The organism is Pandoraea sp. B-6 (assembly GCF_000282835.1).
Taxonomy (GTDB): domain Bacteria; phylum Pseudomonadota; class Gammaproteobacteria; order Burkholderiales; family Burkholderiaceae; genus Pandoraea; species Pandoraea cepalis.
In genome coordinates this window covers 110,070-132,578 of sequence record NZ_KB290559.1, presented here as the reverse complement: position 1 = coordinate 132,578, position 22,509 = coordinate 110,070, and the positions used below count along the sequence as shown (strand labels likewise).

General features: G+C 65.3%; 19 protein-coding genes. 6 read left to right on the top strand and 13 right to left on the bottom strand.

Going from position 1 to position 22,509, the window contains the following annotated elements:
• Positions 1 to 160: 160 nt before the first annotated feature.
• Positions 161 to 1,024 (top strand): squalene synthase HpnC, encoded by an 864-nt coding sequence (hpnC, locus tag A985_RS0121635; protein ID WP_017235468.1) that lies wholly within the window; start codon positions 161 to 163, stop codon positions 1,022 to 1,024.
• Between the two features lie 198 nt (positions 1,025 to 1,222).
• Positions 1,223 to 2,401 carry a nitronate monooxygenase family protein gene (locus A985_RS0121630; protein WP_017235467.1) on the top strand — a complete coding sequence of 393 codons (1,179 nt, stop codon included), beginning with the start codon at positions 1,223 to 1,225 and terminating at the stop codon, positions 2,399 to 2,401.
• A 6-nt stretch (positions 2,402 to 2,407) separates the two neighbouring features.
• Here A985_RS0121630 and A985_RS0121625 read toward each other — a convergent pair whose 3' ends face one another.
• Positions 2,408 to 3,061, bottom strand: a complete 654-nt coding sequence (locus A985_RS0121625) for a hypothetical protein (protein WP_017235466.1) — start codon at positions 3,059 to 3,061, stop codon at positions 2,408 to 2,410.
• A gap of 112 nt (positions 3,062 to 3,173) precedes the next feature.
• Here A985_RS0121625 and A985_RS0121620 point away from each other — a divergent pair, with 112 nt between their 5' ends.
• A complete protein-coding gene (locus A985_RS0121620) occupies positions 3,174 to 3,563 on the top strand; it encodes a LysR substrate-binding domain-containing protein (RefSeq protein WP_017235465.1) in 390 nt (129 codons plus the stop codon).
• 21 nt (positions 3,564 to 3,584) lie between these two features.
• On the opposite strand, the gene A985_RS0121615 is transcribed toward A985_RS0121620, so the two are convergent.
• From A985_RS0121615 to A985_RS0121600, 4 genes are all read right to left on the bottom strand, one after another.
• Positions 3,585 to 4,025, bottom strand: a complete 441-nt coding sequence (locus A985_RS0121615) for a hypothetical protein (protein ID WP_017235464.1) — start codon at positions 4,023 to 4,025, stop codon at positions 3,585 to 3,587.
• Between the two features lie 106 nt (positions 4,026 to 4,131).
• Positions 4,132 to 5,553: a short-chain fatty acid transporter gene (locus A985_RS0121610; protein ID WP_017235463.1), complete on the bottom strand. Its 1,422-nt coding sequence runs from the start codon at positions 5,551 to 5,553 to the stop codon at positions 4,132 to 4,134.
• Between the two features lie 153 nt (positions 5,554 to 5,706).
• The gene (locus tag A985_RS0121605) at positions 5,707 to 6,651 is read right to left on the bottom strand and encodes an ornithine cyclodeaminase family protein (protein ID WP_017235462.1); all 945 of its coding nucleotides are present in this window, start codon (positions 6,649 to 6,651) and stop codon (positions 5,707 to 5,709) included.
• A 34-nt stretch (positions 6,652 to 6,685) separates the two neighbouring features.
• Positions 6,686 to 10,147: a molybdopterin-dependent oxidoreductase gene (locus A985_RS0121600; RefSeq protein WP_017235461.1), complete on the bottom strand. Its 3,462-nt coding sequence runs from the start codon at positions 10,145 to 10,147 to the stop codon at positions 6,686 to 6,688.
• A gap of 98 nt (positions 10,148 to 10,245) precedes the next feature.
• On the opposite strand from A985_RS0121600, the gene A985_RS0121595 reads away from it, so the two are divergent.
• On the top strand, positions 10,246 to 11,172 hold the full coding sequence (locus A985_RS0121595) for a LysR family transcriptional regulator (RefSeq protein ID WP_017235460.1): 927 nt from the start codon (positions 10,246 to 10,248) through the stop codon (positions 11,170 to 11,172).
• Positions 11,173 to 11,213: 41 nt separating this feature from the next.
• Here A985_RS0121595 and pdxA read toward each other — a convergent pair whose 3' ends face one another.
• From pdxA to A985_RS0121580, 3 genes are all read right to left on the bottom strand, one after another.
• A complete protein-coding gene (gene pdxA, locus A985_RS0121590; protein ID WP_026132270.1) occupies positions 11,214 to 12,215 on the bottom strand; it encodes a 4-hydroxythreonine-4-phosphate dehydrogenase PdxA in 1,002 nt (333 codons plus the stop codon).
• A gap of 91 nt (positions 12,216 to 12,306) precedes the next feature.
• A complete protein-coding gene (locus A985_RS0121585) occupies positions 12,307 to 13,581 on the bottom strand; it encodes a four-carbon acid sugar kinase family protein (protein ID WP_017235458.1) in 1,275 nt (424 codons plus the stop codon).
• Positions 13,578 to 14,567, bottom strand: a complete 990-nt coding sequence (locus A985_RS0121580; RefSeq protein ID WP_017235457.1) for a 2-keto-3-deoxygluconate permease — start codon at positions 14,565 to 14,567, stop codon at positions 13,578 to 13,580. Before A985_RS0121580 ends, A985_RS0121585 begins: the two co-directional genes overlap by 4 nt.
• A gap of 337 nt (positions 14,568 to 14,904) precedes the next feature.
• On the opposite strand from A985_RS0121580, the gene A985_RS0121575 reads away from it, so the two are divergent.
• The gene (locus A985_RS0121575; RefSeq protein ID WP_017235456.1) at positions 14,905 to 15,669 is read left to right on the top strand and encodes a DeoR/GlpR family DNA-binding transcription regulator; all 765 of its coding nucleotides are present in this window, start codon (positions 14,905 to 14,907) and stop codon (positions 15,667 to 15,669) included.
• 54 nt (positions 15,670 to 15,723) lie between these two features.
• Here A985_RS0121575 and A985_RS0121570 read toward each other — a convergent pair whose 3' ends face one another.
• The 3 genes from A985_RS0121570 to A985_RS0121560 are packed head-to-tail and all read right to left on the bottom strand — an operon-like array spanning position 15,724 to position 18,931.
• Positions 15,724 to 17,049, bottom strand: a complete 1,326-nt coding sequence (locus A985_RS0121570) for a dicarboxylate/amino acid:cation symporter (protein WP_017235455.1) — start codon at positions 17,047 to 17,049, stop codon at positions 15,724 to 15,726.
• Positions 17,050 to 17,093: 44 nt separating this feature from the next.
• On the bottom strand, positions 17,094 to 18,008 hold the full coding sequence (locus tag A985_RS0121565) for an ornithine cyclodeaminase family protein (protein ID WP_017235454.1): 915 nt from the start codon (positions 18,006 to 18,008) through the stop codon (positions 17,094 to 17,096).
• The gene (locus tag A985_RS0121560) at positions 18,005 to 18,931 is read right to left on the bottom strand and encodes a PhzF family phenazine biosynthesis protein (protein WP_017235453.1); all 927 of its coding nucleotides are present in this window, start codon (positions 18,929 to 18,931) and stop codon (positions 18,005 to 18,007) included. The genes A985_RS0121565 and A985_RS0121560 overlap by 4 nt, the downstream gene beginning before the upstream one ends.
• Before the next feature lie 333 nt (positions 18,932 to 19,264).
• On the opposite strand from A985_RS0121560, the gene A985_RS0121555 reads away from it, so the two are divergent.
• On the top strand, positions 19,265 to 20,164 hold the full coding sequence (locus A985_RS0121555) for an AraC family transcriptional regulator (RefSeq protein ID WP_017235452.1): 900 nt from the start codon (positions 19,265 to 19,267) through the stop codon (positions 20,162 to 20,164).
• 287 nt (positions 20,165 to 20,451) lie between these two features.
• Here A985_RS0121555 and A985_RS0121545 read toward each other — a convergent pair whose 3' ends face one another.
• Together A985_RS0121545 and A985_RS29560 are read right to left on the bottom strand one after the other, a co-directional pair.
• A complete protein-coding gene (locus A985_RS0121545; protein WP_017235450.1) occupies positions 20,452 to 21,828 on the bottom strand; it encodes an MFS transporter in 1,377 nt (458 codons plus the stop codon).
• A gap of 137 nt (positions 21,829 to 21,965) precedes the next feature.
• Positions 21,966 to 22,509 (bottom strand): class I adenylate-forming enzyme family protein (locus A985_RS29560; protein WP_232424706.1); only part of this gene is annotated, 544 nt, incomplete at its 5' end.

Here is a 22,509-nt window from a genome sequence, read left to right as displayed (position 1 = left end):
AGGGGAACGGGGTGACACCACGGAAAAAACTCAGGGGATTCTTGCAAGGAGGGAAGTATACCGGGGATTGGCGCGACTTTCCCGCCAGGATTCGGAACGATAGCATAGAATCTCGGGGCCCTCAGCGCCGCCGCGTTGCCCCATTTGCCCCACCCGCCTGATGACTTCCGACGCCAAGATCGAGCATTACGAGAACTTCCCGGTCGCCAGTATCCTGCTGCCGCGCGAGATGCGCGCGCCGGTCGGCGTGATCTACAACTTCGCGCGCACGGCCGACGACATTGCCGACGAGGGCGATGCGTCCGACGCCGAGCGTCACGCCGGCCTCGCGGCTTATCAGGCGGAACTCGACAAGATCGCCGCCGGGCTGCCCACGTCGCCCGACAAACCGCTGTTCGCGGCCCTTGCACGTGTCATGGCCGAGCATCGGCTCCCGGTCCAGCCGTTCTCCGACCTGCTGAGCGCGTTCGATCAGGACATCGACGTCAAGCGTTACGCGACGTTCGCCGACCTGCGCGACTACACGCGCCGCTCGGCCGACCCGGTCGGGCGCATCATGCTCGGCCTGTTCAAGCTCGACACCCCCGAGAACATCGCCTGCTCGGACGACATCTGCTCGGCCCTGCAACTCATCAACTTCTGGCAGGACGTGGAAGTCGACTGGCGCAAGGCGCGCGTGTACCTGCCGCAGGACGACATGGCTCGCTTCGGCGTGACTGACGCCGACATCGGCGCGCAGACGTTCGACGATCGCTGGCGCGCGCTCATGCGCTATGAGGTCGACTTCGCCCGGCGGATGATGCTGCGCGGCGCGCCGCTCGCCAACCGTGTCCCCGGCCGTTTTGGGCTCGAACTGTGTTGCGTGGTGCATGGCGGGCTGCGCATCCTCGACCGGATCGACGCCGTCAACTACGACGTTTTCCGTCATCGTCCGCAACTGGGGAAGGCCGACGGGCTGCGCGTGTTCCTGCGTGGCCTCGGCATGAAACTGAGCGGCACGCCGCCCAAAGCCCGCGCGGACTAGCGTCTGCTCGCAAGCGGCCACACGCGGGGCCAGCGGCTGCGACGTCATGCCGCAGGTTCCGCACCGCCTGAGCGCGCCCGCGCTTGACCCATCGCAAGACCCGTTCGCGGGGCAGGTGCCAGACTGCCCTTTTCGCGTGGGCGCGCCGTCACACGGCGCCATCGCCCGCGCGAGCCCACCTCGACGAACGGAACTGACATGAACGAGCAATGGTTGACGCTGGCCGGCCGCCGGCTGGTGCCGGTAGTGCAAGGCGGCATGGGCATCGGCATCTCCGCGCACCGGCTCGCCGGCACGGTGGCGCGGCACAACGGCATGGGGACGATCGCGAGCATCGATCTGCGCCACCATCATCCTGACCTGCTCGCCGAAGTGGACGGCCTTCACACCCCGGAGGGCAAGAAGGCGGCCATCGAGGCGGTCAACCTGATTGCGCTGGACCGGGAGATCCGCGCCGCCAAGGCGATTGCCGACGGTAACGGACTGGTGGCGGTCAACGTCATGAAGGCGGTGAGCGCACACGCATCGCTGGTACGGCAGGCGTGCGAGAGCGGCGCCGACGCCATCGTCATGGGCGCCGGATTGCCGCTCGACCTGCCGGAACTCACGGCGTCTCATCCAGGCGTCGCGCTCATCCCGATTCTGTCGGACTCGCGCGGCGTCAGCCTCGTGTTGCGCAAGTGGCAGAAGAAGGGCCGCCTGCCGGACGCCATCGTCATCGAGCATCCGGCACATGCGGGCGGGCATCTCGGGGCGTCGCGCATCGAGGAGCTCGGCGACGCGCGCTTCTCGTTCGAGCGCGTGCTCGCGGAGTGCCGCGAGATCTATGCGACGCTCGGCATCGATTGGGGCCGCGTGCCGCTGATCGTGGCCGGCGGGATTCACCGTCACGAGCAGGTTCGCCACTGGCTGGGACAAGGCGCGGCAGGCGTGCAGCTCGGCACGGCGTTTGCCGTGACCGAGGAATCGGATGCGCACCCGGCATTCAAGGCGGTGTTGGCGAGCGCACGGCCGGAAGACATTGCCGAGTTCACCAGCGTGGCCGGGCTGCCTGCGCGTGCGGTGCTGACACCGTGGTTGAGAAAGTACCTCTCGCGTGAGACCGCCCTTCAAGCGAAGGCGAAGGTGCGGCAGTGTCTGGAGGGATTCGACTGCTTGCAGGCCTGCGGGCTGCGCGACGGCGTGGCGCGCATCGGGCAGTTCTGCATCGATCTGAAACTCGCCCAGGCGGTGCGTGGCGATGTGGCGCGCGGACTCTTCTTCCGCGGCCGCGACCCGTTGCCCTTCGGTGAGCGCATTCGCCCCGTGGGCGATCTCATGCGTTACCTGCTGACGGGCGAGCGGCCGGAGGACAGCGACGCGGTGGCGGCGGCGTAACCGCGCTCACTTGGCCGGCGCTGCGGGTGCAGCCGGTGCAGCCGGTGCGCTGGCCGCGGCATCTTGCGCCGCGTTCGGATGATCGCCGCGCTCAGCATCGCCCACCGCGCTCGCTGGCGCAGCACGTGCCGCGATGCGCCGGTCGAAGAACGCGGCGAGCGCGGGGTCGTTCACCTTGAGATCGAACTGACGGTCATCCACCGCCGAGAAATAGCCGTCGCACAGATCCGCTTTCGCGCTCTCGGTCGGCTGATCGTCGATGCTGCGCGAATAGACGACAAACTGTCGCTCGACAAGCATCGGCAATTGGTTGCGCAGCAAGTCGTCGAACCGCGCGCGTTCGTCGGGGTTGGTATAGGCGGATTGCAATTCGGCGCGCACGCGACGGCCCTCGGCGAGATAGTCGCGATGACGCGTCTGCCATGCGCGCAATGCCGCATTCCCGTGGGTTCGCGTGGCGTCGCCGTAGAGCCCGCACTTCTGCACGAGCCGCGCGAGCACCTCACCGACACCTTCGGGGGACGCGATCGCCGCCCCCATCAGTTCAGCGTCGCTCTTGTACTGCGGCGGCTGCGCCAGCGCCGCGGCCGCGTACACGCTTGCCGCCCCCACGATCGCGCAGGCGACCAGGCGTCGCCCACCGTTGCCAAATGGCTTCATTGCCGGATTGTCGGAATGGCGGGCTCGAACGGCCTCGCTCTAGGAGCTATCGCATCGGCCACGACGTCGATGCGTGCATCTTAGCCGAAGTGGCGTTCCGAGGTGCCCCACTGTGGCGTCGCCCACCGAACGACACGTCGCGTTCGGGCATGTCGTGGCGTCGCGGCACGGCGCCGGGCGGGGGCCTGTCGATGTCGCGCTTGACGCGTTGGGTCTGCACCGCGAGATTGTCGCGGTGGTGCCAAGCTTTCCGGCCGCGTTGTCGGTGGCGCAGGCGTCCGACTTGATCGCGCTGGTGCCCGCGTCACTCAAGAGGCAACGCGCCGCACGGCGCGTCGCAACCTCATCCGCGTCGGTCCATGTGTTCGACCTGCCGGTGACGACCGGACAGATTGCCGTGTCGTTGATGTGGCATCCCCGAATGGACGCGGACCCCGTTCATCGCTGGCTTCGACAACATGTGCTGTCGGTGTGCCGCCCGGACGATGCGGCATCGCGATAATCGAAAGCGGTAAGACGGCGCTTATCGTGAGGGGGTCGCCCCACATTGCACCTGCCCCGACACCGGATCTCGCTTGCAAGCGGTGGGCCCCTGCTCGTTGAAGTAGACCGCACCCTGCGCGTTCGTCGACGCCCCCGGGAAACGACCTTGCGGCGCGCGTTGCGGATCCGTCAGTTGCCTCATCTGCATATCGTTCGTCGCGGACGACTCACGCTGGCGTTGTGCCTGCCGCTCACCCTCCGCCATGCCCTGCTTGAACCGTGCGCCAACGCCGCCCTCCCTGTCATGTGTCGACGCGGGCGGCATGAGCCCCACGCCGGGCTGACCACCCGGCGCGGCCTGATTCGATTGGCGGATGCTGTTCAGATCGCCACTCTGCAAGTAGGACTGAGCGGCCGCGCCACCGGCCACCGATATTCCTGCGGTGGCCAGGCAGGCGATCAGCAAGGTTCTGGCTGACATGTTTCGAACTCCCCCGTGAAGTGCGCAATGACTCTTTTTCTCGGGGCACAGTGTAGCGCCAATCGCAATCCGCTTCGACGTCCGAAGTTGCGCGACAGCCTGCACCTCACGGCATCACCGGCGGGTGATACGTCAATGTCTGCGCGAGCAGCCACAGCATGACGATGACCACGGGGAAGTGCACCAACAATTGCGTGAACGTGTATCCGACAATGTCGCGCGCGCGCAGACCGAGTACCCCCAGCAGCGGGAGCATCCAAAACGGATTGATCAGGTTCGGCAGCGCTTCGGCTGCGTTGTACACGGTCACCGCCCACCCCAGGTGCACGTGCAGGTCATTGGCTGCCTGCATCACGTACGGGGCCTCGATGATCCACTTGCCGCCGCCCGACGGCACGAAGAAGCCCAGTACCGCCGAATACACGCCCATCACACCCGGGAAAGACGTCTGTGACGAGATCGCCACGAAGAAGCTCGACAGGTGGTGCGAAAGCGTCGCCCCATCGATGCCCGGCGCTTTGGTCAGCAGGTAGGCAATGCCGCCGTAGAGCGGGAACTGGATCAGCACGCCCGCCACGGACGGCACCGACTTCGCGATCGCATCGAGAAACCGGCGGGGACGCCAGTTCAGCAACATGCCCAACATCAGGAACACGAAGTTGTAAGTGTTTAGATTGGAGATCGCCAGCAACGGATCCTTTGTCGTGAACTCATGTCCGATCCAGAGCACGCCCAGCGCCACGATCAGCACCGTGACTACCGGGCTGTATTCAAGCCAATCCCCCGGGCGTTGCGCACGCGCGTAAGGCTTCGCCATATCGTCGAGCGACACGCCGAGCTCGGCCGCGACGGTGGCGCGGTCGTCGCGCGGTGCCGAGTAGTAAGCCAGCGCCACCGACACCACCGTCAGCACGGCGGCAATCGCCATCGATTGCGGCAGGAAGATGGTGTCGGCGAACGGAATGACGCCGGTGACCTCGACCAGCGCCTTCGGCAAGCTTGCCGGGTTGGCCTGCAACTGCGCCGCCGACGAACTCAGGCCGAGCGCCCACGTCGCCCCCATGCCCAGATACGCCGCCGCGCCCGCCGCACGGTAGTCCATGCGAATGTCGTCGCGGCGCGCAATCGCGCGCACCAGCAAGCCGGCAAAGACCAGGCTGATGGCCCAGTTGAACAGCGAGAGCACGATACTCACAAATGCCACATAGGCCACCGCGCTACGACCGCTGCGCGGCAGCGTGGCCATCTTGCGGATGAGCAACGCCGCGGGCGGCGAGACGGCCACCACATAGCCGGAAATCGCCACGATGGCCATCTGCATCGTGAACGGGATCAGGCTCCAGAAGCCGTCGCCAAAGGCCACGCCCACTTTGACCGCCGGGACACCGATGGCGAGCGCGCCGCCCGCGCATACGATGACGGCAAGCGCCGCGAAAAGATAGGCGTCCGGAAACCAGCGCTCGGACCAACGCGTGACCGCCGCCGCCAGACGTTCCAGAAGTCCGCCGTCCCGCGGCGTCTCCGACATGCTCGAAAGTGAATTTCCCGGTTTCATTGCCTGTGTTCCCTTAGGTTTGTCATGATCGGCACCGCCGCACCTCGCGATGCTCGCCCCGTGCCCTGCCCTGCGACAGCGACTTTTCATCGCCGCCGTCGTCCATCGCCAGTTGCCTGCGTCGTGTCAAGCGTGTCGTGTCGCGTGCCAGACGAGCGTGGCGGCCGCGAGATCTTCCAGCGCTGTCCCTACGGCCTTGAATACCGTGCGCTCACCCTCGCCGTTACGACATCCGCGTCCTGCGCGACACAGGTCGGCCAGCGTGCCGCGCACGTCCGACGCGGCGAACACGCCTCGCGACATCGGTCCGAGCAACTCCCCCGATTTCGCCAGCGCTTCGTCGGTGTCGACGTACAACGACGCGCCAGCAAAGCAGAGATCGTCGGCTTCGCGCATCTGCGGCGTAAAGCTGCCGATCAGATCCAGATGGACGCCCGGCGCCAACCAGTCGCCCTGCACGACGGGCTCGGTCGCCAGCGTTGCGCAGGTGACGACATCCGCGCCTTCGACGGCCGCCTTCGCGGTATGGCACACGACCGCGTCGAGACCTTGCGCATGCAGGCGATCGACCAGACGCCCGGACGCCTGCACATCGCGATCCCACACGCTCACACGTGTGATGGGGCGCACCGCACGATAGGCCAGCGGCACGAGCGCCCCCACGCGGCCCGCGCCGAGCAGCGCGAGATGCGACGCATCGTCACGCGCCAGATACGATGCAGCCAGCGCAGAGGCTGCCGCCGTGCGGCGCGACGTGATCTCGTTGCCGTCCATTTGCGCCAGCGGCACGCCCGTCGTGGCGTCGTAGAGCAGGTAGGTCGAATGCAGACCCGGCACGCCGCGCTGCGCATTGGCCGGTGCGATGTTGACGGTCTTGATGCCGAGATATCCGCCGGGCTGCCACGCGGGCATGATGAGCACGGTCATCGCCTCGCGCGAGCCCGATTCCGGGATGACGTGCGTGTGGCGCAGCGGCACTTCGCATCCGGTGACGAACAGGCTGCGAAGCGCGTCGAGCAACGGGCCGAAAGCCAATGCCTCGCGAGTGGCGTCGGCGTCGATGAATTTCATGAGTACAGCTCCTCGTCGAGGTGGAAATGAGATGTCAGGCGTCGAGCACGATGGCTTCGCGCGGCACGGCCTGACAGGCCAGACACATGCCGGGCTCGTCGAGCGCCACGTCGCCCAGGTGCTCGACCTCGCCGGCCAGCACGCGCACCGCGCAACTCTCGCATTGCCCGACACGGCAACCGCTTGGCAGTGCCAGCCCCAGCGACTCGGCAAACGACAACAGGCTGCCGTGCGAAGGCGTCCAGACAGCCTCGCGGCCCGAGCGGACGAACGTAACGGGCCACGCGGCCCCGGCGTCCACACGCGCAGCGCTCGGTGAACGGAACGCCTCCTTGAACATGTCGAACGCGGGTACGCCACGCGCCGCCAACCCCGCCATCACGGCCGTCATCATGGGCGCCGGACCGCACAGGTAGAAGCGTGCGCGACGCTTGATCAGTTCGTCGGACACCACGGCCGCAGACAGCCGTTCTGCCGATGCGTAGTCGCGACCGAGAACATCCGCCTCGCGCGGCGCGTCGTAGAAGTTGACGACGCGCACGTTGGGCAGGCGCTGCGCAAGCGCCGCCAGCCGATCCCGGAAGGCATGCGTGGCGCCATTGCGGTTGGCGTAATGCAGCCAGACCTCGGGCAGCGGCAAGGGCGCGCGCTCGGCCTGCGCCGCCAGCGATTCCAGATAGCAGAGGAACGGCGTGATACCAATGCCGCCGGCGAAGCACACCACCGGCTGACGGCTGTGCAGCGGCATGACGAAACGCCCCGCCGGCGCGCCCAGTTCGATCACGTCGCCCACGCGAGCGCCGGTGTTCAGCCAACTCGAGACCACGCCGTCAAACGGTGCGCCCTCGGACGTGCGCCCCTGCTGATGACGCACGGCAATGCGATAGCCGCGACGATCGCGCTCGCTGGAGGGACCGGTGAGCGAGTACGCGCGTGTCACGGGCTGCCCTTGCCCGGGGATCGATATGCGCACGGTCACGTGCTGTCCCGGCAGATAGTCGGGTAGCCCCACGTCGTCAAGCGGATCGAGCGCGATGGCGCACACCCCCTCGGCCGCGGCATCGAGCGCGGCAATGCGAAAGCGCACCATGCCGCGCCATGGCCGGCGGGCCGGATCGCTCGTCGGATCGCGCGCAACGTCGCATCGAAACGAGCGCAAAGGCGACGCACCGCTGATCGGGTCGATGTCCTGCGTCGTCACCAGCGCGTTGAAGTTGCTCGACGCATCGCCCGCCATCGCAAAACCGTCACGTCCCACACCGTCGCAAGCCTGCCACCAACCGTATTCGGCAAGCAGCACGTCGTCGCCCAATCCCGTATCGAACGCGGCGCGAAAGCGCGCGACCCCGGCCGGCGTCGTCACCCGCACCCAATCGCCCTCTGCGATGTGCTTACGCGCCGCCAGCGACGGATGCAGATGCACCATGGGATCGGGGGCGCGCATGCGCAGGCTCGCGAGTCCGCGATGCTGACTGTGGCAGTAGTAGCCGTTCTTGGTCGAACCGAGCAGCAGCGGGAAGCGCTGCGCCTCGTCGTCGCTCACGGCACGGGGCGCCACGTGCACCGGTACCGGCGGATATCCGTGACGCAGCAGATGCTCGGAATAGAGCTCCACGCGCCGGGTTTCAGTGGCGAAGCCGCGCACATCGCCGGCCTCGGCACGCGCGTATTTGCGCTCATATTGCGGCTGCGGACGCGAAATGCCCTCGGGATGGGCGCGCAACGTCTGCACGTCGAGCCCGAGCGGGGCGAGTTGATGATTCCAGCCGGCATCGAGACTGCCGCCGAAAAAGGCGTCGCTCATTCCCAGGCGCACCGCGAGATCGAACACGATGTCGTTGTCGCTGCGCGACTCGCCGCGTGGCGACACCATGCGCTGGCGAAGTTGGATCAGTGCATCGGCGCGATCGTCGATCTCGAAGCCGGCGCGCAAGCCTTCGCGTTCCCACGGCGTGTTTACCGGCAGCACGATATCGGCGAAGCGCGCCGACGGCGTTTCGAACAGATCGCAATGGACGTGAAACTCGAGCGCTTCGAGCGCCTCGCGCGCCATCGCATAATCCGCCTGCGACGCCAGCACGTTGGTACCGAAGCAGAACAGCGCGCGCACACGATAGGGCGCGCCATCGAGAATCGCGCGGTAGGTATCGCGCGCGGTCACCCAGCCGCGCGCAGGCGGTCCCAGCGGACGCGCGTCGATGCCCAGCGCCCTGGCCTGCTGCTCGGGACTCAAAAGATCATGCTGACTGACGGCATTCAACGGTTGACGCGTCATCACGCGATTGCCCCCGCGTCTGTCGAAGCTGCCGGTCAGTGCATACATGACCGCGATGGCGCGCTCGATTTGCGTCGCGTTCGCGTGCTGCGCGACACCCGACCATGCGTGATAAGCGACGCGCTGTGCCCCGGTGAAGAGGTCGGCGGCGGCGTCGAGCTGCGCCAGCGAAACGCCGCAGAGTGCGCTAACGGACGCCGCGTCGTAAGCGGCCAGCCCCGCGCAGAGATGATCGAACGCCGGCCGGCAGGCAATGCGCGATCCGTCGCGGGACGTCACCGCAAACTCGCCGCGCAGGGCGGCTTCGTTTGCAGCATCTCGGCTCAGCGCATGGGTCGTATCGTAGGGTTGCGGTGCCGAAGCCGCTTCGTTCCAGATAACGAAAGCTTCCGGCGGCACGCCAGCGTCCGTCGCCGCCACATCGCGTGCGCGCAGGAAATGGCCGTTGTCATTGCGCACGAGCAACGGCGCGTTGGTCCACCGGCGCACGAACGTCTCGTCATAGCGTCCGCTGTCGATCAGACGACGGGCGAGACCGAGCGCCAGCGCCGCGTCGGTGCCGGGCCGCACGGGCAGCCAGGCGTCGGCGTCGGCGGCAAGCGGTGTCTTGCGCGGGTCGACGACGAGCAGCTTGGCGCCACGCGCGCGCCCTCGCCCGATCGCGTTCGCCTGACTCAACCACGTACTCGTGGGGTTGTGCCCCCACACCATGATGACGTCAGCCTGCGCGTAATCGGCGGTCGGCATGCCGCACCCGAACGTGAATGCGTGCGCGAAATCCTTGTGCCAATTGCAGATTTCCGTCGCGTAAACCGTGTTCGGGCTACCGAACACCCGGATGAAGCGCTCGATCCAGTCGATGCTGTCGGACAACGGCGTGCCGCTCGGTGTCGTCACGCCAAACGCGACGGCATGCGCACCGCTCTCGCGACGGATGTCGCCCAGGCGCGCCGCAATCTCGGCGAGCGCGTCGTCCCACGAAATGGGCGTCCAACCCGGGTCGTCCGCCCCTTTCGGCGTCGTGCGGCGCAGCGGCGTGGTCAACCGGTCGGGGTGATGCACCAGCTCCGGCGCCGCCTTGCCCTTGCGGCACATCGCGGCGCCATTCGGATGCGACGGATCGGGTTCGACCGCGATCAGCGCATCGTTTTCCACGCGAGCCAGCGTGCCGCAGCGGGAGCGACACAACGTGCAGAACCCGGGCTTGACCTCCTGAACCATGTCTCATGCGTCTCTATAGGAATCGATGTTCCGATGCTATACAGCCGTCACTTTTATTACTAATATAAAAAATATAGTTTGCAATATTGATTTTTTAAATGAAACCAACCCTGCGTCAGATCGAGTATTTCGTGGCCGTGGCCGAGACAGGACAGGTGATGCGCGCGGCCGAGCGATGCAGCGCGTCGCAGTCGTCGCTGACGATTGCCTTGCAGAATCTGGAGGTGATCGTCGGCACACCGCTTTTCATACGGCACGCGAAGGGGCTGCGGCCGACCGAGGCCGGCGAGCGATTTCTGCGTCACGCCTACCGAATCCTCAACGCCACCGACGACGCGCTGCAAGAGGCCCGCACGCTTCCGGACGATGCGGGTGGCCGTCTGCGACTGGCCGTCACCGAAACGATTTCGGCGTATCTGCTGCCATCGGTGGCCAGCACCTTGTCCAAGCGCTTCCCGAACGTCGAACTCACGTTGATCGAGGGCGACCGCCGCGAACTGGAAGCGGCCGTACTGGCGGGCAAGGTCGACCTGGCGTTGCTGTTGGTGTCGAACGTCGTGGCTGACGGACTCGTCTCGCACACGTTGCTGCGCTCGACGCGCCGGCTGTGGACCAGCCCCGGACATCCGCTGCTCGACAAACCAAGCGTCACGCTCGACGACGTGCGCGGACAGCGCTTCCTGCTGCTTGATATGGATGAACACGTGCAGACGGTCGAGCGCTACTGGCATGCCGCGCAGGTCGAACCGGTCGTGCACTTCCGGACTCGCTCGATCGAGGCAATTCGTAGCCTCGTGGCGCAGGGCTATGGTGTATCGATTCTCTCGGACCTCGTCTATCGCCCCTGGTCGATCGACGGTGGGCGAATTCTGCGACGGGATTTGAGCACGGGCGTGCCGTCGATGGATGTGGGACTCGTATGGGCGCAGCGACGTCCGCCTGAGGGATTGACCGAGCGCATCGTCAGCGCGTTGCGCTCGCTGATCCGCGAAATCAACGATCGCGGACACATGGGGGTGGAATGATCAACTGACGACGACGCTCGACGCGTCGGCGTCAGCGGCATTCATGCCCGACGCGTGGCCAGTTCAGACCCTTGGCGCAGCGCTTCGAGCAAGCTGCGCTCGTCGGCAATGCCCTTGCCTGCGATGTCGAACGCCGTGCCGTGGTCGACCGACGTGCGCACCACCTGCAAGCCGACCGTCACGTTCACGCCCGCCTCCAGGCCCAGCACCTTGACCGGGCCATGCCCCTGATCGTGGTACATGGCGACCACGAGATCGAAATCGCCGCGTCCGGCGCGGAAGAACAACGTATCGGCGGGCAACGGACCTTCGATATCCCAGCCGCGCTCACGCAAGCGTTGCACGGCCGGCACGATCTTCTCTTCCTCTTCCCCGTAGCCGAACAAGCCGTTCTCGCCCGCGTGCGGGTTGATGCCGCACACGGCAATGCGGGGATTCGCGATGCCCGCCTTGACCAGCGTAGCGTGACCGCGCTCGATCGTACGCTGGACCAGACCCGGCTCGATCTTGCGAATCGCATCGATGATGCCGATGTGAGTCGTGACGTGAATCACCCGCAGGTTCGGCGCGACAAGCATCATCGACACCTCGTCGATACCCGTTAAGTGAGCGAGCATCTCGGTGTGACCGGGAAACTTGTGCCCGCCCGCGTGCAGCGCTTCCTTGTTCAGCGGTGCCGTGCAGATCGCGTCGATTTCCCCGGCTTCGGCCAGCTTCGCCGCGTGCGCGATGTAGCGGTACGCGGCATCGCCCGCGATCGCCGACAGTTGGCCAAACGGCAAGTCCTCGGGAATCAGGCCCAGGTCGATGCACTCGATCACGCCTGGCGTGAAGCGCGCTTGCGCGACCGTCTCGATACGACGCACGCTCAGCGGCATCTTGACGATGGCGATGGCCTGTTCGAGACGTCGCGCGTCGCCGATCACGACGGGGCGGCATTGCTGGTAGACGCTGTCGTGCGCCAGGCTCTTGACGATAATTTCCGGGCCGACGCCAGCCGCGTCACCCAGGGTGATGCCAATGACGGGGAGATATTGATTCATGGCGTTTGCGTTGATATCCATTTCGTTGGGAGGACGTCCGGAACCTGTTCCGGGATGATGTTCTGTTGTTGCGCTACCGGCTCGCGTTGCCTCAACGGCGCTCGCGCAGGCCGGGCGTCGTGCGCAAATATCGGTAGGCGCTATGCAGCGCCGCTTCTCCGCCGAAAGCGCCGGCCTTCGTCACGATGCGCATCGGCGCACCATTGGCCGGCCGCCCCACCGCGACACCAGGCTCCACTTCCGCGAGCAGCTCGAGCGCGCCGATCCCCACCGCGCTCAACATCGCGCGCGCCGTCTCGCCGCCGGTGACGACAAGGCCAGACAGGCGCGCGAAGTGCGGCGCGATCAACGCCGCCAGCGAGGCCGACAATTGCGCCCCCTCCTGCGGATCAAAGGCATCGTCACGCCCGATTCGCACCAGCAGGTCGCTTCCCTGCCCAATGGCATCGCCAATCGCCGCACACCAGCGTGCGCTGTCGGGATGCGACGCGCCGGCGCGCAGAACCGCGGGCGGCACGATCCATTCGACCACCGCGTGCTCCGCGCACAAACGCGCGCACTGCTGCTGCGACACGGCGGACAAACTGCCCACCAGCGTCAGCAAGGGGCCGGTCGTTCCGGCGTCGCTCGTCACATGTGCATTGTCTCGCGCGCCCCCCGTGCCATCCGTCGGCGCGAACAATGCCGATTGTTCGGCCAGTGCGCGAGCGAGACCGCCCGAGCCGACCCAGAAGATGTCCGTCAGCCCGACGCTCGCGCGCGCCAGCATGACGAGATCGTCATCTGTCTGCGCATCGACGATCAACGCCGTCACACCGTTGGCGCGCGCCTGCGCAACGACATCGGTCAACGCTTCACGCGCCGCCGCAAAATCCTTGCGCAGCAGCGCCGAGGGCACGATCTGCGCGCTCACCCCCGCCGCCGCCAACATCGGCGCGAGTCGCGCCTCCTGAGCGTCATGCTCCAGTCGCCAGGTGTCGGTCTCGGCCAATGGCACACCGCGCACGAACACTTCTCCGTCTCGCACGACACGCCCCGTGGCAGGGAAAGCCGGCGCCACAATGGCAAGGCCCGCAAGCGGCTGCAGCGCAGCGACTTCCGCGACCCAGTTGCCACGCAGTGTCGAGTCGATCTTCTTGTAGAGACGCCGTTCTGGCGCGGCAAGCCGCTGCCACGCCGCGACTGCGCGTGCGGCGGCCTCGTGCGCCGACAGACGGCGCGTGTCGATGTCGATCGCCACCACTTGCGCCGTCGCATTGAAGCCTTCGATATCGAGCGACACGACGCTGCGACGACCGGCGTTGGTAAAGCCGATCGCGCAGTCGGCCGCGCCGGACAAATCGTCGGCGACAATGAGCATGCTCACTGCATCGCTCCCTTGGCCGCAGCCCCCAGACCCCGGGCCGCCACACGCTTGGCGACCGCGGCTGTCAGGATCGGCGAGACGATGGCCGTCACCACCACACAGGCGGCCACCAGCAGCGTTGCGCTCTTGGCGGCGGCCTCGTAGACCGGATTGGCGGCAGCGATCAGCGCCGGCACCGCGGCGGCATTGCCAGCGGTGTTCGCGGCGGCCGTACCCGCCACGCCCGTCCCGCCCGTCAGGCGGTCGACGATATAAAGCGGAATACCGGTGACCACGACGACGGCAAAGCCAAGCAGGATGCCCAGCAGGCCCGCCTGCCAGACCTTGTGCAGATCAAGCCCCGCGCCGAGCGCCAGCGCGAAGAACGGAATCATCACCGGCACGGCACGCCCCAGGAAATCGCGCATTTCACGATCGAGATTGCCCAGCAACATCCCTACGGCCAGCGGCAGGATACTGCCCACCAGCGTCGGCCACGGGAACGCGGACAACCCCGCGACACCCAGCGTGACCATCGTCAGAAACGGGCCCGATTCGAGCGACATGATCGTGTAGGCGCCCACGTCTTCCGAGCGACCGTACTGCCCCATCAGCGCCATGTACAGGCCACCATTGGTGTCGTTCATCGCCGCGACCACCGCCAGCGTGGAAATGCCCGCGAACATGCCCGACGCGACCGGTGCCTCACCCAGGAAATGCCCCAGCACGATACCGACCACAATCGCCGCGCCGATCTTGGCGGCGAACAACGCCCCGCCTTTCTTGATCAGGTACGGCGTTGCCTTGACATCGATACTGGCGCCCATACAGACGTAGAACACCGCGAGGATCGGCAGCGCGCCCGTGAACAGCGCGTTGGTAAACGAGCCGAAGAACGTCGGCATCCCCGGCATGAAGGTGGCAATCAACGAACCGATCAGCAAGGGAACGATCATCATCCCCCCCGGCACGCGCTCGATGGCGCGCTTGATACGAATTTGAGCCATGGTTGTCTCCCGACCAATGTGGATATAAACCAATCGATCATTATTTTGATCGATTTGATCAGACGGAAGTCTAATCGCCGCCAGAAAAATGTGCAAACATTGTGACCAATGGGGAATCGCCAGGTGAAACCCATTCCCCGAGGGCTTTTATCACGTCGGGATTGTCGACAAAATGATCGAATCAATCATTTTTTCAGCATCAGCGTGAGCGTATCGTCGTCGTTCGGGGCGGCGCGTTGGACGATTGCTGCACGCGGGGACGCTACACTATGCGCGCCGCGCGGCGAACACGTCCTTCGCTCGCATTTCTCTCGTTTTGCTCAGCACCGATCCATCCATGAAAGTTGCGAACCGCCGTGAGGCGATTTTCAAAGCCGTCCTGTCAGGCATGACGGATGTCGCTGCCTTGTGCGCCCATTTCGGCATGTCGGAGGCAACGGTGCGCCGCGATCTGCGCGCCCTGGCCGACGAGCGTCGCGTCGTGCGCACCTACGGCGGCGCCGCCGCGCCGATACGCATGCACGAACCCGAGGAATCGTTGGAGCTGCGTCGCGAGAGCTTCCGCGAACAGAAAGATGTCATCGCACGTGCCGCCGTGGCACACGTCGTCGACGGCGATACGATCTTTCTCGATGGAGGGACGACCACCGAAGCGATGGCGCGTTTTCTTGCCGGACGTGAGGGGGTGCAGGTCGTCACGAACAACTTGCTCGTCGTCGGTGCGCTGGCGGCCAACAAGGTGCCTGTGACGCTGATCGGCGGCGACGTGCGACCGTCGAGCATGAGCGTACTCGGGCCGTTGGCACAACTGGCGCTCTCTCGCGTGTCGGTCGACAAGGCATTTCTGGGTGCCGACGGCGTCGTCGCCGGGCGCGGCCTGTGCGAGGCCTCCGCCGAGCAGGCGTGGCTCAAGGAGTGCATCGTCCGCCAGTCGGCCGACGTGTATGTGCTGGTCACCGCCAATAAGCTTGATCGCGCGAGTCAGCAGCACTGGACGCCGCTGGAACGACTCTGGACGCTCATCACCGAAGCGCGCGCCGACGATGACAGACTGGCGCAATTCCGCACGCATCCCGAGATCACGATCGAGTCCGCGGGCTGACGCACGGTTGACTCGAGAGGCCGCCATGCCGATTCGCGCCCATGCCCGACGGGCTCACGCGTGACTCGGCTCACGTTCCAACGCCAAGTCGAGCCCGGCCGGTTCGCGCGGCTCATCCGGCGTGAGGCCCAGCGAGGGCGCCGAGCCATCGTGTGTCGACGGGGCAAGCACCCCTTCCCATTTGGCCACCGCCGCCGACGCCACAGCGTTGCCCAGCACGTTGGTCGCCGTGCGCCCCATGTCGAGAAAGTGATCCACGCCCATCACCAGTAACAGGCCCGCCTCTGGGATATTGAACTGGCTCAACGTCGCTGCGATCACCACCAGCGAGGCGCGCGGCACCGCCGCCATGCCTTTGCTCGTCAACATCAGGATCGCCAGCATCGACAACTGTTCGGCAAACGACAGGTGTACGCCATAGGCCTGTGCGATAAACAGCGTCGCGAACGTGCAGTACATCATCGTGCCATCGAGATTGAATGAATAGCCGATCGGCAGCACGAAACTCGCTATCCGCGTGGGCACACCAAACCGCTCCAGCTGTTCGAGCGTCTTTGGATAGGCGGATTCGCTGCTCGCGGTACTAAACCCCAACAGCATCGGTACGCGCATATCCCTCACAAGCGAAAATACACGGCGACCGAACATTGCTCCGCCCGCCACGACAATCAGCGTCCAAAGCAGTAGCAACCCGCCGTAGAACTCGCCCATGAAGCGCCCGTAGGTCGCGAGGACCGACAGCCCGCGCGTCGCAACGACATTCGCCAGCGCGCCGAAGACGGCGAGCGGTGCGGCGGCCATCACGTATGACGTGACCCGTAACATCACGTGCGAGGTCTGGTCGAGCAAGCGTACGATACTCTCCCCCTTCTCGCCCAACGCTAACAGGCCGGCACTGAAAAATGCGGCAAATACGACGATCTGCAGAATCTCGTTGCTCGACATGGCCGCAACGATGCTGCTTGGCACGAGATGCACGACGAATTGATTGAGCGATAATCCGCCGGCATTCAGACCGGTTGTCACGTCAGCGGGCGGCAACGGCAGATCCAGCGCGGCACCGGGCTTCAGCCAATTCGCCAGCCCGGCACCCAGTGCCAGCGACAGAAAGCCCGCCGCGAGAAACCACGCCAAGGTGCGCAAGCCAATGCGCCCGGCGGCACGCACATCCCCGATCTTCGTCACGCCGATCACCAGCGTACAAAAAACCAGCGGCGCGATGATCATCTTGATGAGTCGAAGGAACAGCTCGGCCAGCAGGGAGAAATAACCCCCGGCACGCGCGGCTTCATCTGCCGGCAGCCAGGTATGACAGGCATAGCCAACGGCGATGCCAAGCAGCATCCCGATCAGTATGCGAAAGGTGAGAGGAAACTTCATGGTGGATTCCTTGACTTCAGCCGGCATTGCCGGCGAATGGTGCGTTACGCGGTGAGGCGCAAGTAGGCAAGATAGGCAACGGCGGCATCCTGCAACGCGATGCCGACGGCTTTATAGATCACGATGTCGGTAGCGCCCGCACTACGGTGCTCGTCCGCGGAAATCACCGTTGAGAGATCAATGAGGGCCGACGATGCGAGCCATGTCTGCGCGGGCAGGCATAGGTCTCCGGTTTCGTGCGGCGTTTGCCCCGTCCAGTCGACAACGATGCGTGATGCGCGTTGTAACGATGCATCGTCCATTTCGCGTTGATCCGGGCGCGTCGCACCGATGCTCGCCACGAAAGCGCCTTCACGCAGCCACGCGCCACGGATGACCGGCGCCGACGCACGCGTCGCAAGCACGACGATGTCGGACGAGGCGGCCGACCTGGCGTCGGTGACCTCCGCCGCCAGGCCGTGGTCACGTTCAATGTCGGAGGCGAGCGCCTGGGCGCTGGATAGGTCGTGACTATGGATTCGGACGTTGCGCAGGTTAGGACGACTCGCAAACGCCAACGCGTGCGCCCTCGCCTGAATGCCACTTCCGATAATCCCCAGCGTGTGACTGTCGGGACGTGCCAGATGGTTCGCCGCGAGTAGCGTCGTCGCGGACGTGCGGAACCCCGTAATCGCATCGCCTTCGAGCAGCGCGATCAGCGCGCCGTCGTCGAGCGAGAGCAGCGCGACATAAAATCGAAAACGACCATCAATCGTCGTATAGAGCTTGCTCGCCGCAATGCGCTGCGAGCCGAGCATCGCGCTCATCGCACTGAATTTGACGTCATCAAGGCCGATTCGCGCACGCGGCTGCACCGCTGCGGCATTTCTCGCCATATCGAGATAGGCTTCGCGAATCGCGTTGGCCACCGACGGCACATCGAGAACACCGGCCACTTGTGCATTGCTGAAGGTCTTCATGGCGTCGGCTCCAGCATGGCGAACTCCACCGCGCCACTGATCCAGCAGCCCGCCTCGATATGATCGGCATCACGTAATGCCACGCGGATACACGACGGACGCCCCATCGCGAAGCCCTGATAGACCCGCATCGACGATTCGCCTTCGTTCAGCAAACCATAGTGAATCGCGCCGTACAGCGTTGCCGCGGCAGCGATACCGGTGGCCGCGTCTTCCGGATAGCCCGACAACCGCGGAAACTGGCGCGCATGCAGCGTCAGTGGCCGTGCTCGCTCTAGTGCGAACGGATATAGCCCCGTCGAGTCCAGTGCGTCGCACAGCGTGCGCACGCCTTCCAGGGCGGGCGACAACGCATTGAGCACCTGCACAGACCGGACCGGAATCAGCGTTTTCGTGCGACTCGTTCGAGCGTTGACGATGCCAAAGGGCGCAAGATCGTCCGGATCGAGTCTGAGCACCTGACATACGGCGTCCACGAGTGACCGATCGCCAATGGGCTCGACAATGCCACGCGGCTGGCCGACATTGATACGCCGCGACGTCTCGTCGTAACGTACGTCAACGAGGCCGCTTAGCGTCTCGACGGTGGCATCGGGGGTCGTCCACCGGCCGGCTTGGCGCAACAACCACATCGCGCCGAGCGTCGCATGGCCGCACATCTCCATTTCGTGCGCCGGCACGAAAAAGCGGAGCCGAACGGTGTGGCGCGGGTCGCGGCTTTTGCAGACGAAGGCGCTTTCGTGGCCATAGCGCGATGCGATGGCCATCATCTCATCGGATGACAAGCCGTCTGCGTCGAACACGACAGGCGCAGGGTTACCGCCGCCCGCACCTGCGGAAAACACGCTGACGAAACGCAAATCCGGCGCATCGTGGCGGCGCAAGGGGAAATCGGTTGGGGGGATCGTGTCTTCCAAGGTCATCGGAGCGTTCCGGGAGTCAAGTAGCGCAAGCATGCCGAAGCCCCAAAAATACGTCGCGCCCGATCGGGCCACTCGGCACGCCCTATCCGGCCAAAGGCGGGCGACGCCCGTATTTTCGCCCCCAAGATTCGACGGTCGCCTCGCAGGGATGCGACAGCCGTTGCCGTTTTCCGTCACCCGGCAACCTGATGCCGTCGCGCCTCTCCCGCGCCTCTCATCGCGCTTCGTCAAGCGTTATACTGAGCGTCGACTGCCCCACGCCATCCACTGCGTTGCGTTCACGGCCGTCTGCACGGGCTGCGAGTGTGTCCCGTCACGCAAAGGAAGCGCCTGGTGAAACCCTATCCGACTGCCCCTCGTCATCTCGAAGGCGACCGCGTCGCCGATGTCCGGCATGTCTCGGTCGGCGAATACCGCACGCGTCCGCATCGGCACGACGACGAGTTCATGTTCCTTCTCCCCAGGACGGGACAACTCGTACTCAACGTCGAATCGAATGTCGCGCCGGTACGCGTTGCGCCGAAATCGTTCGTCGTCGTGCCGCCTCAACGCCTGCACGACACGCGAGGCTATCGCCCAGATCAGGCGCATGTGGCGGTGTACGTCGCCAGCGATTTCGTGGTCTTTTGCGAACGCAAGGCGCGACGCAAGCTATCGTGCGCGCGCATCTCGATATGGTCGGCGCCATTGCTGTTGCTCGACGCAGCACGCGTCGCCACGGGAACGGCGCGCTCAAGTGAGGACCCGACGAGCGAGCTTGCGGAATTCCGCGCGGAGCTTGCCGCCCGCACCTTGGCCGCGAGCTGTGTGCAAGCTGGCTTGATGGCCGCCGCGTTGCCATCAAACCGCGCCGATGCACGTGCCGACATTGTGCGCGACATCTGCGCATTTCTCGATGAAACGCTTGATCAGCCCATCTCCCTGGAGCGTATCGCCTACGAATTCGGGCTATCGCAGCGTTCCCTGACGCGAGTCTTTCGCGAGGCCACCGGCGAGTCCGTCGTCGACTATCAATCCCGGCGACGCGTGCAAATCGCAGCAACGCTTCTGAACTCGCCCGGTATGACCGTGCTCGCGGCCGCGGCGGCCGTTGGCCTGGAGTCGCCGTCGTATCTCGCGCGGCTATTCAGAAAGTATGGCTATGGGCCGCCGAAGGGTTATAAGGGAGACGCCACGCCGATCGGGTCTGCCGCCCCCCTTGCCGCGATTACGCGCGGCGTGCCAACGTCGTGACGTCACCGGCGGCAGGCGGCGTCAGGTGGGGCGGTAGATCGCGTACACCTTTGCCACGTTGCCCCGACTTTCCCAACTGCACTGCGCGTTCTGTTCGACGAGAAAGATGTCGCCGCACGAGAACGACCGAACCGCGATGGGGTTTCGCGGCGAGACCGTCGCCGGCGAGCCGTTTGTAGCCGAACGCCTCGCCATTTGCGCAGGCGCATGGACGACCTGGCGTTGCGCCGCTGCACATCATTCGCGTCTGCAGCGGCGCCGACCTCCGCTGCACTTCGCTGATCTCTTTACCGGCGCCACCGCAACGGCCGGCGCAGCGGATGTCGCTGCGGTCCGACCCCGACCCAGGCCGGCGCGGCGTCAGCCGCTCCAGCGATCGCTTCGCGCTCCGCCGCTTCCTCATCCTTCTCGACGGTCTTGCTCGTGTCGATGAACAGTGCCGCAATCACACCAACCCCGAGCAACGCGGCCGAGATCGCGAACGGCACGTTGTAGCTGCCGGTCGTCTCGATGAGGTACCCGAACGCCACCGGCGAAATCATGCCGGCAAGGCCGAAGCCGGTGTTCATCATCCCGCCCGCGGTGCCCGCATATTTGCCCGCAATGTCGAGCGGCAGCGTCCAGAGTACCGGGTTGGTGATTTCGAGGAAGAAGAACGATGCCGAGAGCAAAAACACCGCCACCATTGGATCGGACACCCGCGTCATCGGCAACAGGAACGCCAGCGAACCGCCCATGCCGACCACCATCACCGATACCCGCGCGAGGCGCAACCGGCCGGTCATCTTGTACAGCTTGTCCGAAACCACGCCACCGAGCGTGTCGCCAATGACGCCGGCGAGCAGCGGCAGCGACGTGAACAACGCGAGTTGCTTGAGATCGAAGCCCTGCGATTCACGCAGATAGGAAGGCATCCACGTGAGGTACACCCACAGCAGCCAGCCATAGCAGAAGTCCACGAACGTCACCAGCCACATGCGACGCACGAGCTTGCGCCACGGCGTCGACGCACGTTTCGCCCGTTCGCAATCGCCCGCGCGGTAGCCGATCTCGGCCGTCTCCTCGGGCGTGATGCGACGATGTTGCTCCGGCGTGTTGGTAAACACCTTCATGTAGAGCATCGTCCAGGCGAGGCTCACCACCCCGAGCACGATGAATGCCTCGCGCCAGCCGAACGCCACGACGATCGCCAGCACCACGGGCGGCGTGATGGCGCCTCCCAGGCGAGCGAAGCTGTGCGTGATGCCCTGCGCGAAGCCGCGTTCGCTGACCGGCATCCAGTACGTGAAGGCGCGCGTGGCCGTCGGAAACGCGCCGCCCTCGCCCACGCCCAGCACGAAGCGCAACGCCACCAGCGTCGCGATGCTGCCGGCAAACCCGGTGGCCAGCGTTGCGGCGCCCCAGATCAGCGAGAGCACCGTGAGCACCAACTTCGGCCCGAAACGGTCAGCAAGCCACCCGCCAAAGATCTGCATCGCGGCATACGGATAGGCGAACGCTGAAAACACGAGTCCGAGTTGCACCGTCGTCAGCCCCATCTCCTGTCGGATGAACGGGCCGGCGACGGCGATGTTGACACGATCGATGTACGAGATGAAATACATCAGGCACATGACCGCCAGGATGATGTGGCGCGTCTTCACGCGACCGGTGCGCTTGTCCATGTTGTCTCCTATGTATTTACGTCACACGCGTCTTGCGCATGCGATCGTGTCCTGCAAAGTGAAGCGGGTTGCCCTCGCGGGCCTTGGGTCTTTCTTGAGTCTTGGGTCTTGAGCTTCCTTCCTTGCGCTGCCGCGCGTTAGCTTTTCAGCAGCTTGAGGCGTTGCACCTTGCCCGAGGGGCCACGGGGCAAATCCGTCACGAAACGAAATTCCTTTGGCGTCTTGTAGCGCCCCAGCGTTTGCAGGCAGTGCTCGCGAAGCGCCACCGCATCGGGCGGCGCGCAGTCGTTGCCGTGGGTGTCACTGCATCGCTCGCGGACCACCACGAATGCCACGATGTCTTGTCCATACGCGGGATCCGGCACCCCTACCGCAGCCGCCTCCAGCACGCCCGGATGACGCATGAGGGCTTCGTCGATCTCGCGCGGTGCAATGTTTTCGCCGCCCTTGATGATCAACTCCTTGGCACGTCCGGTGATATAGAAATACCCGTCGCTGTCGCAGTAGCCAAGGTCGCCGGTACGCAGCCAACCATCGGCCGTGAAGGTGGCCGATGTCTCGTCCGGGCGCTTGTAGTAACCGCACATGACCTGTGCGCCGCGCAACACCAGTTCGCCGGTCTCGCCGGGGGCCGTCGGTGCGCCGTCGCGCCGGATCACCTTCGCCTCGCCGCCCGACGGC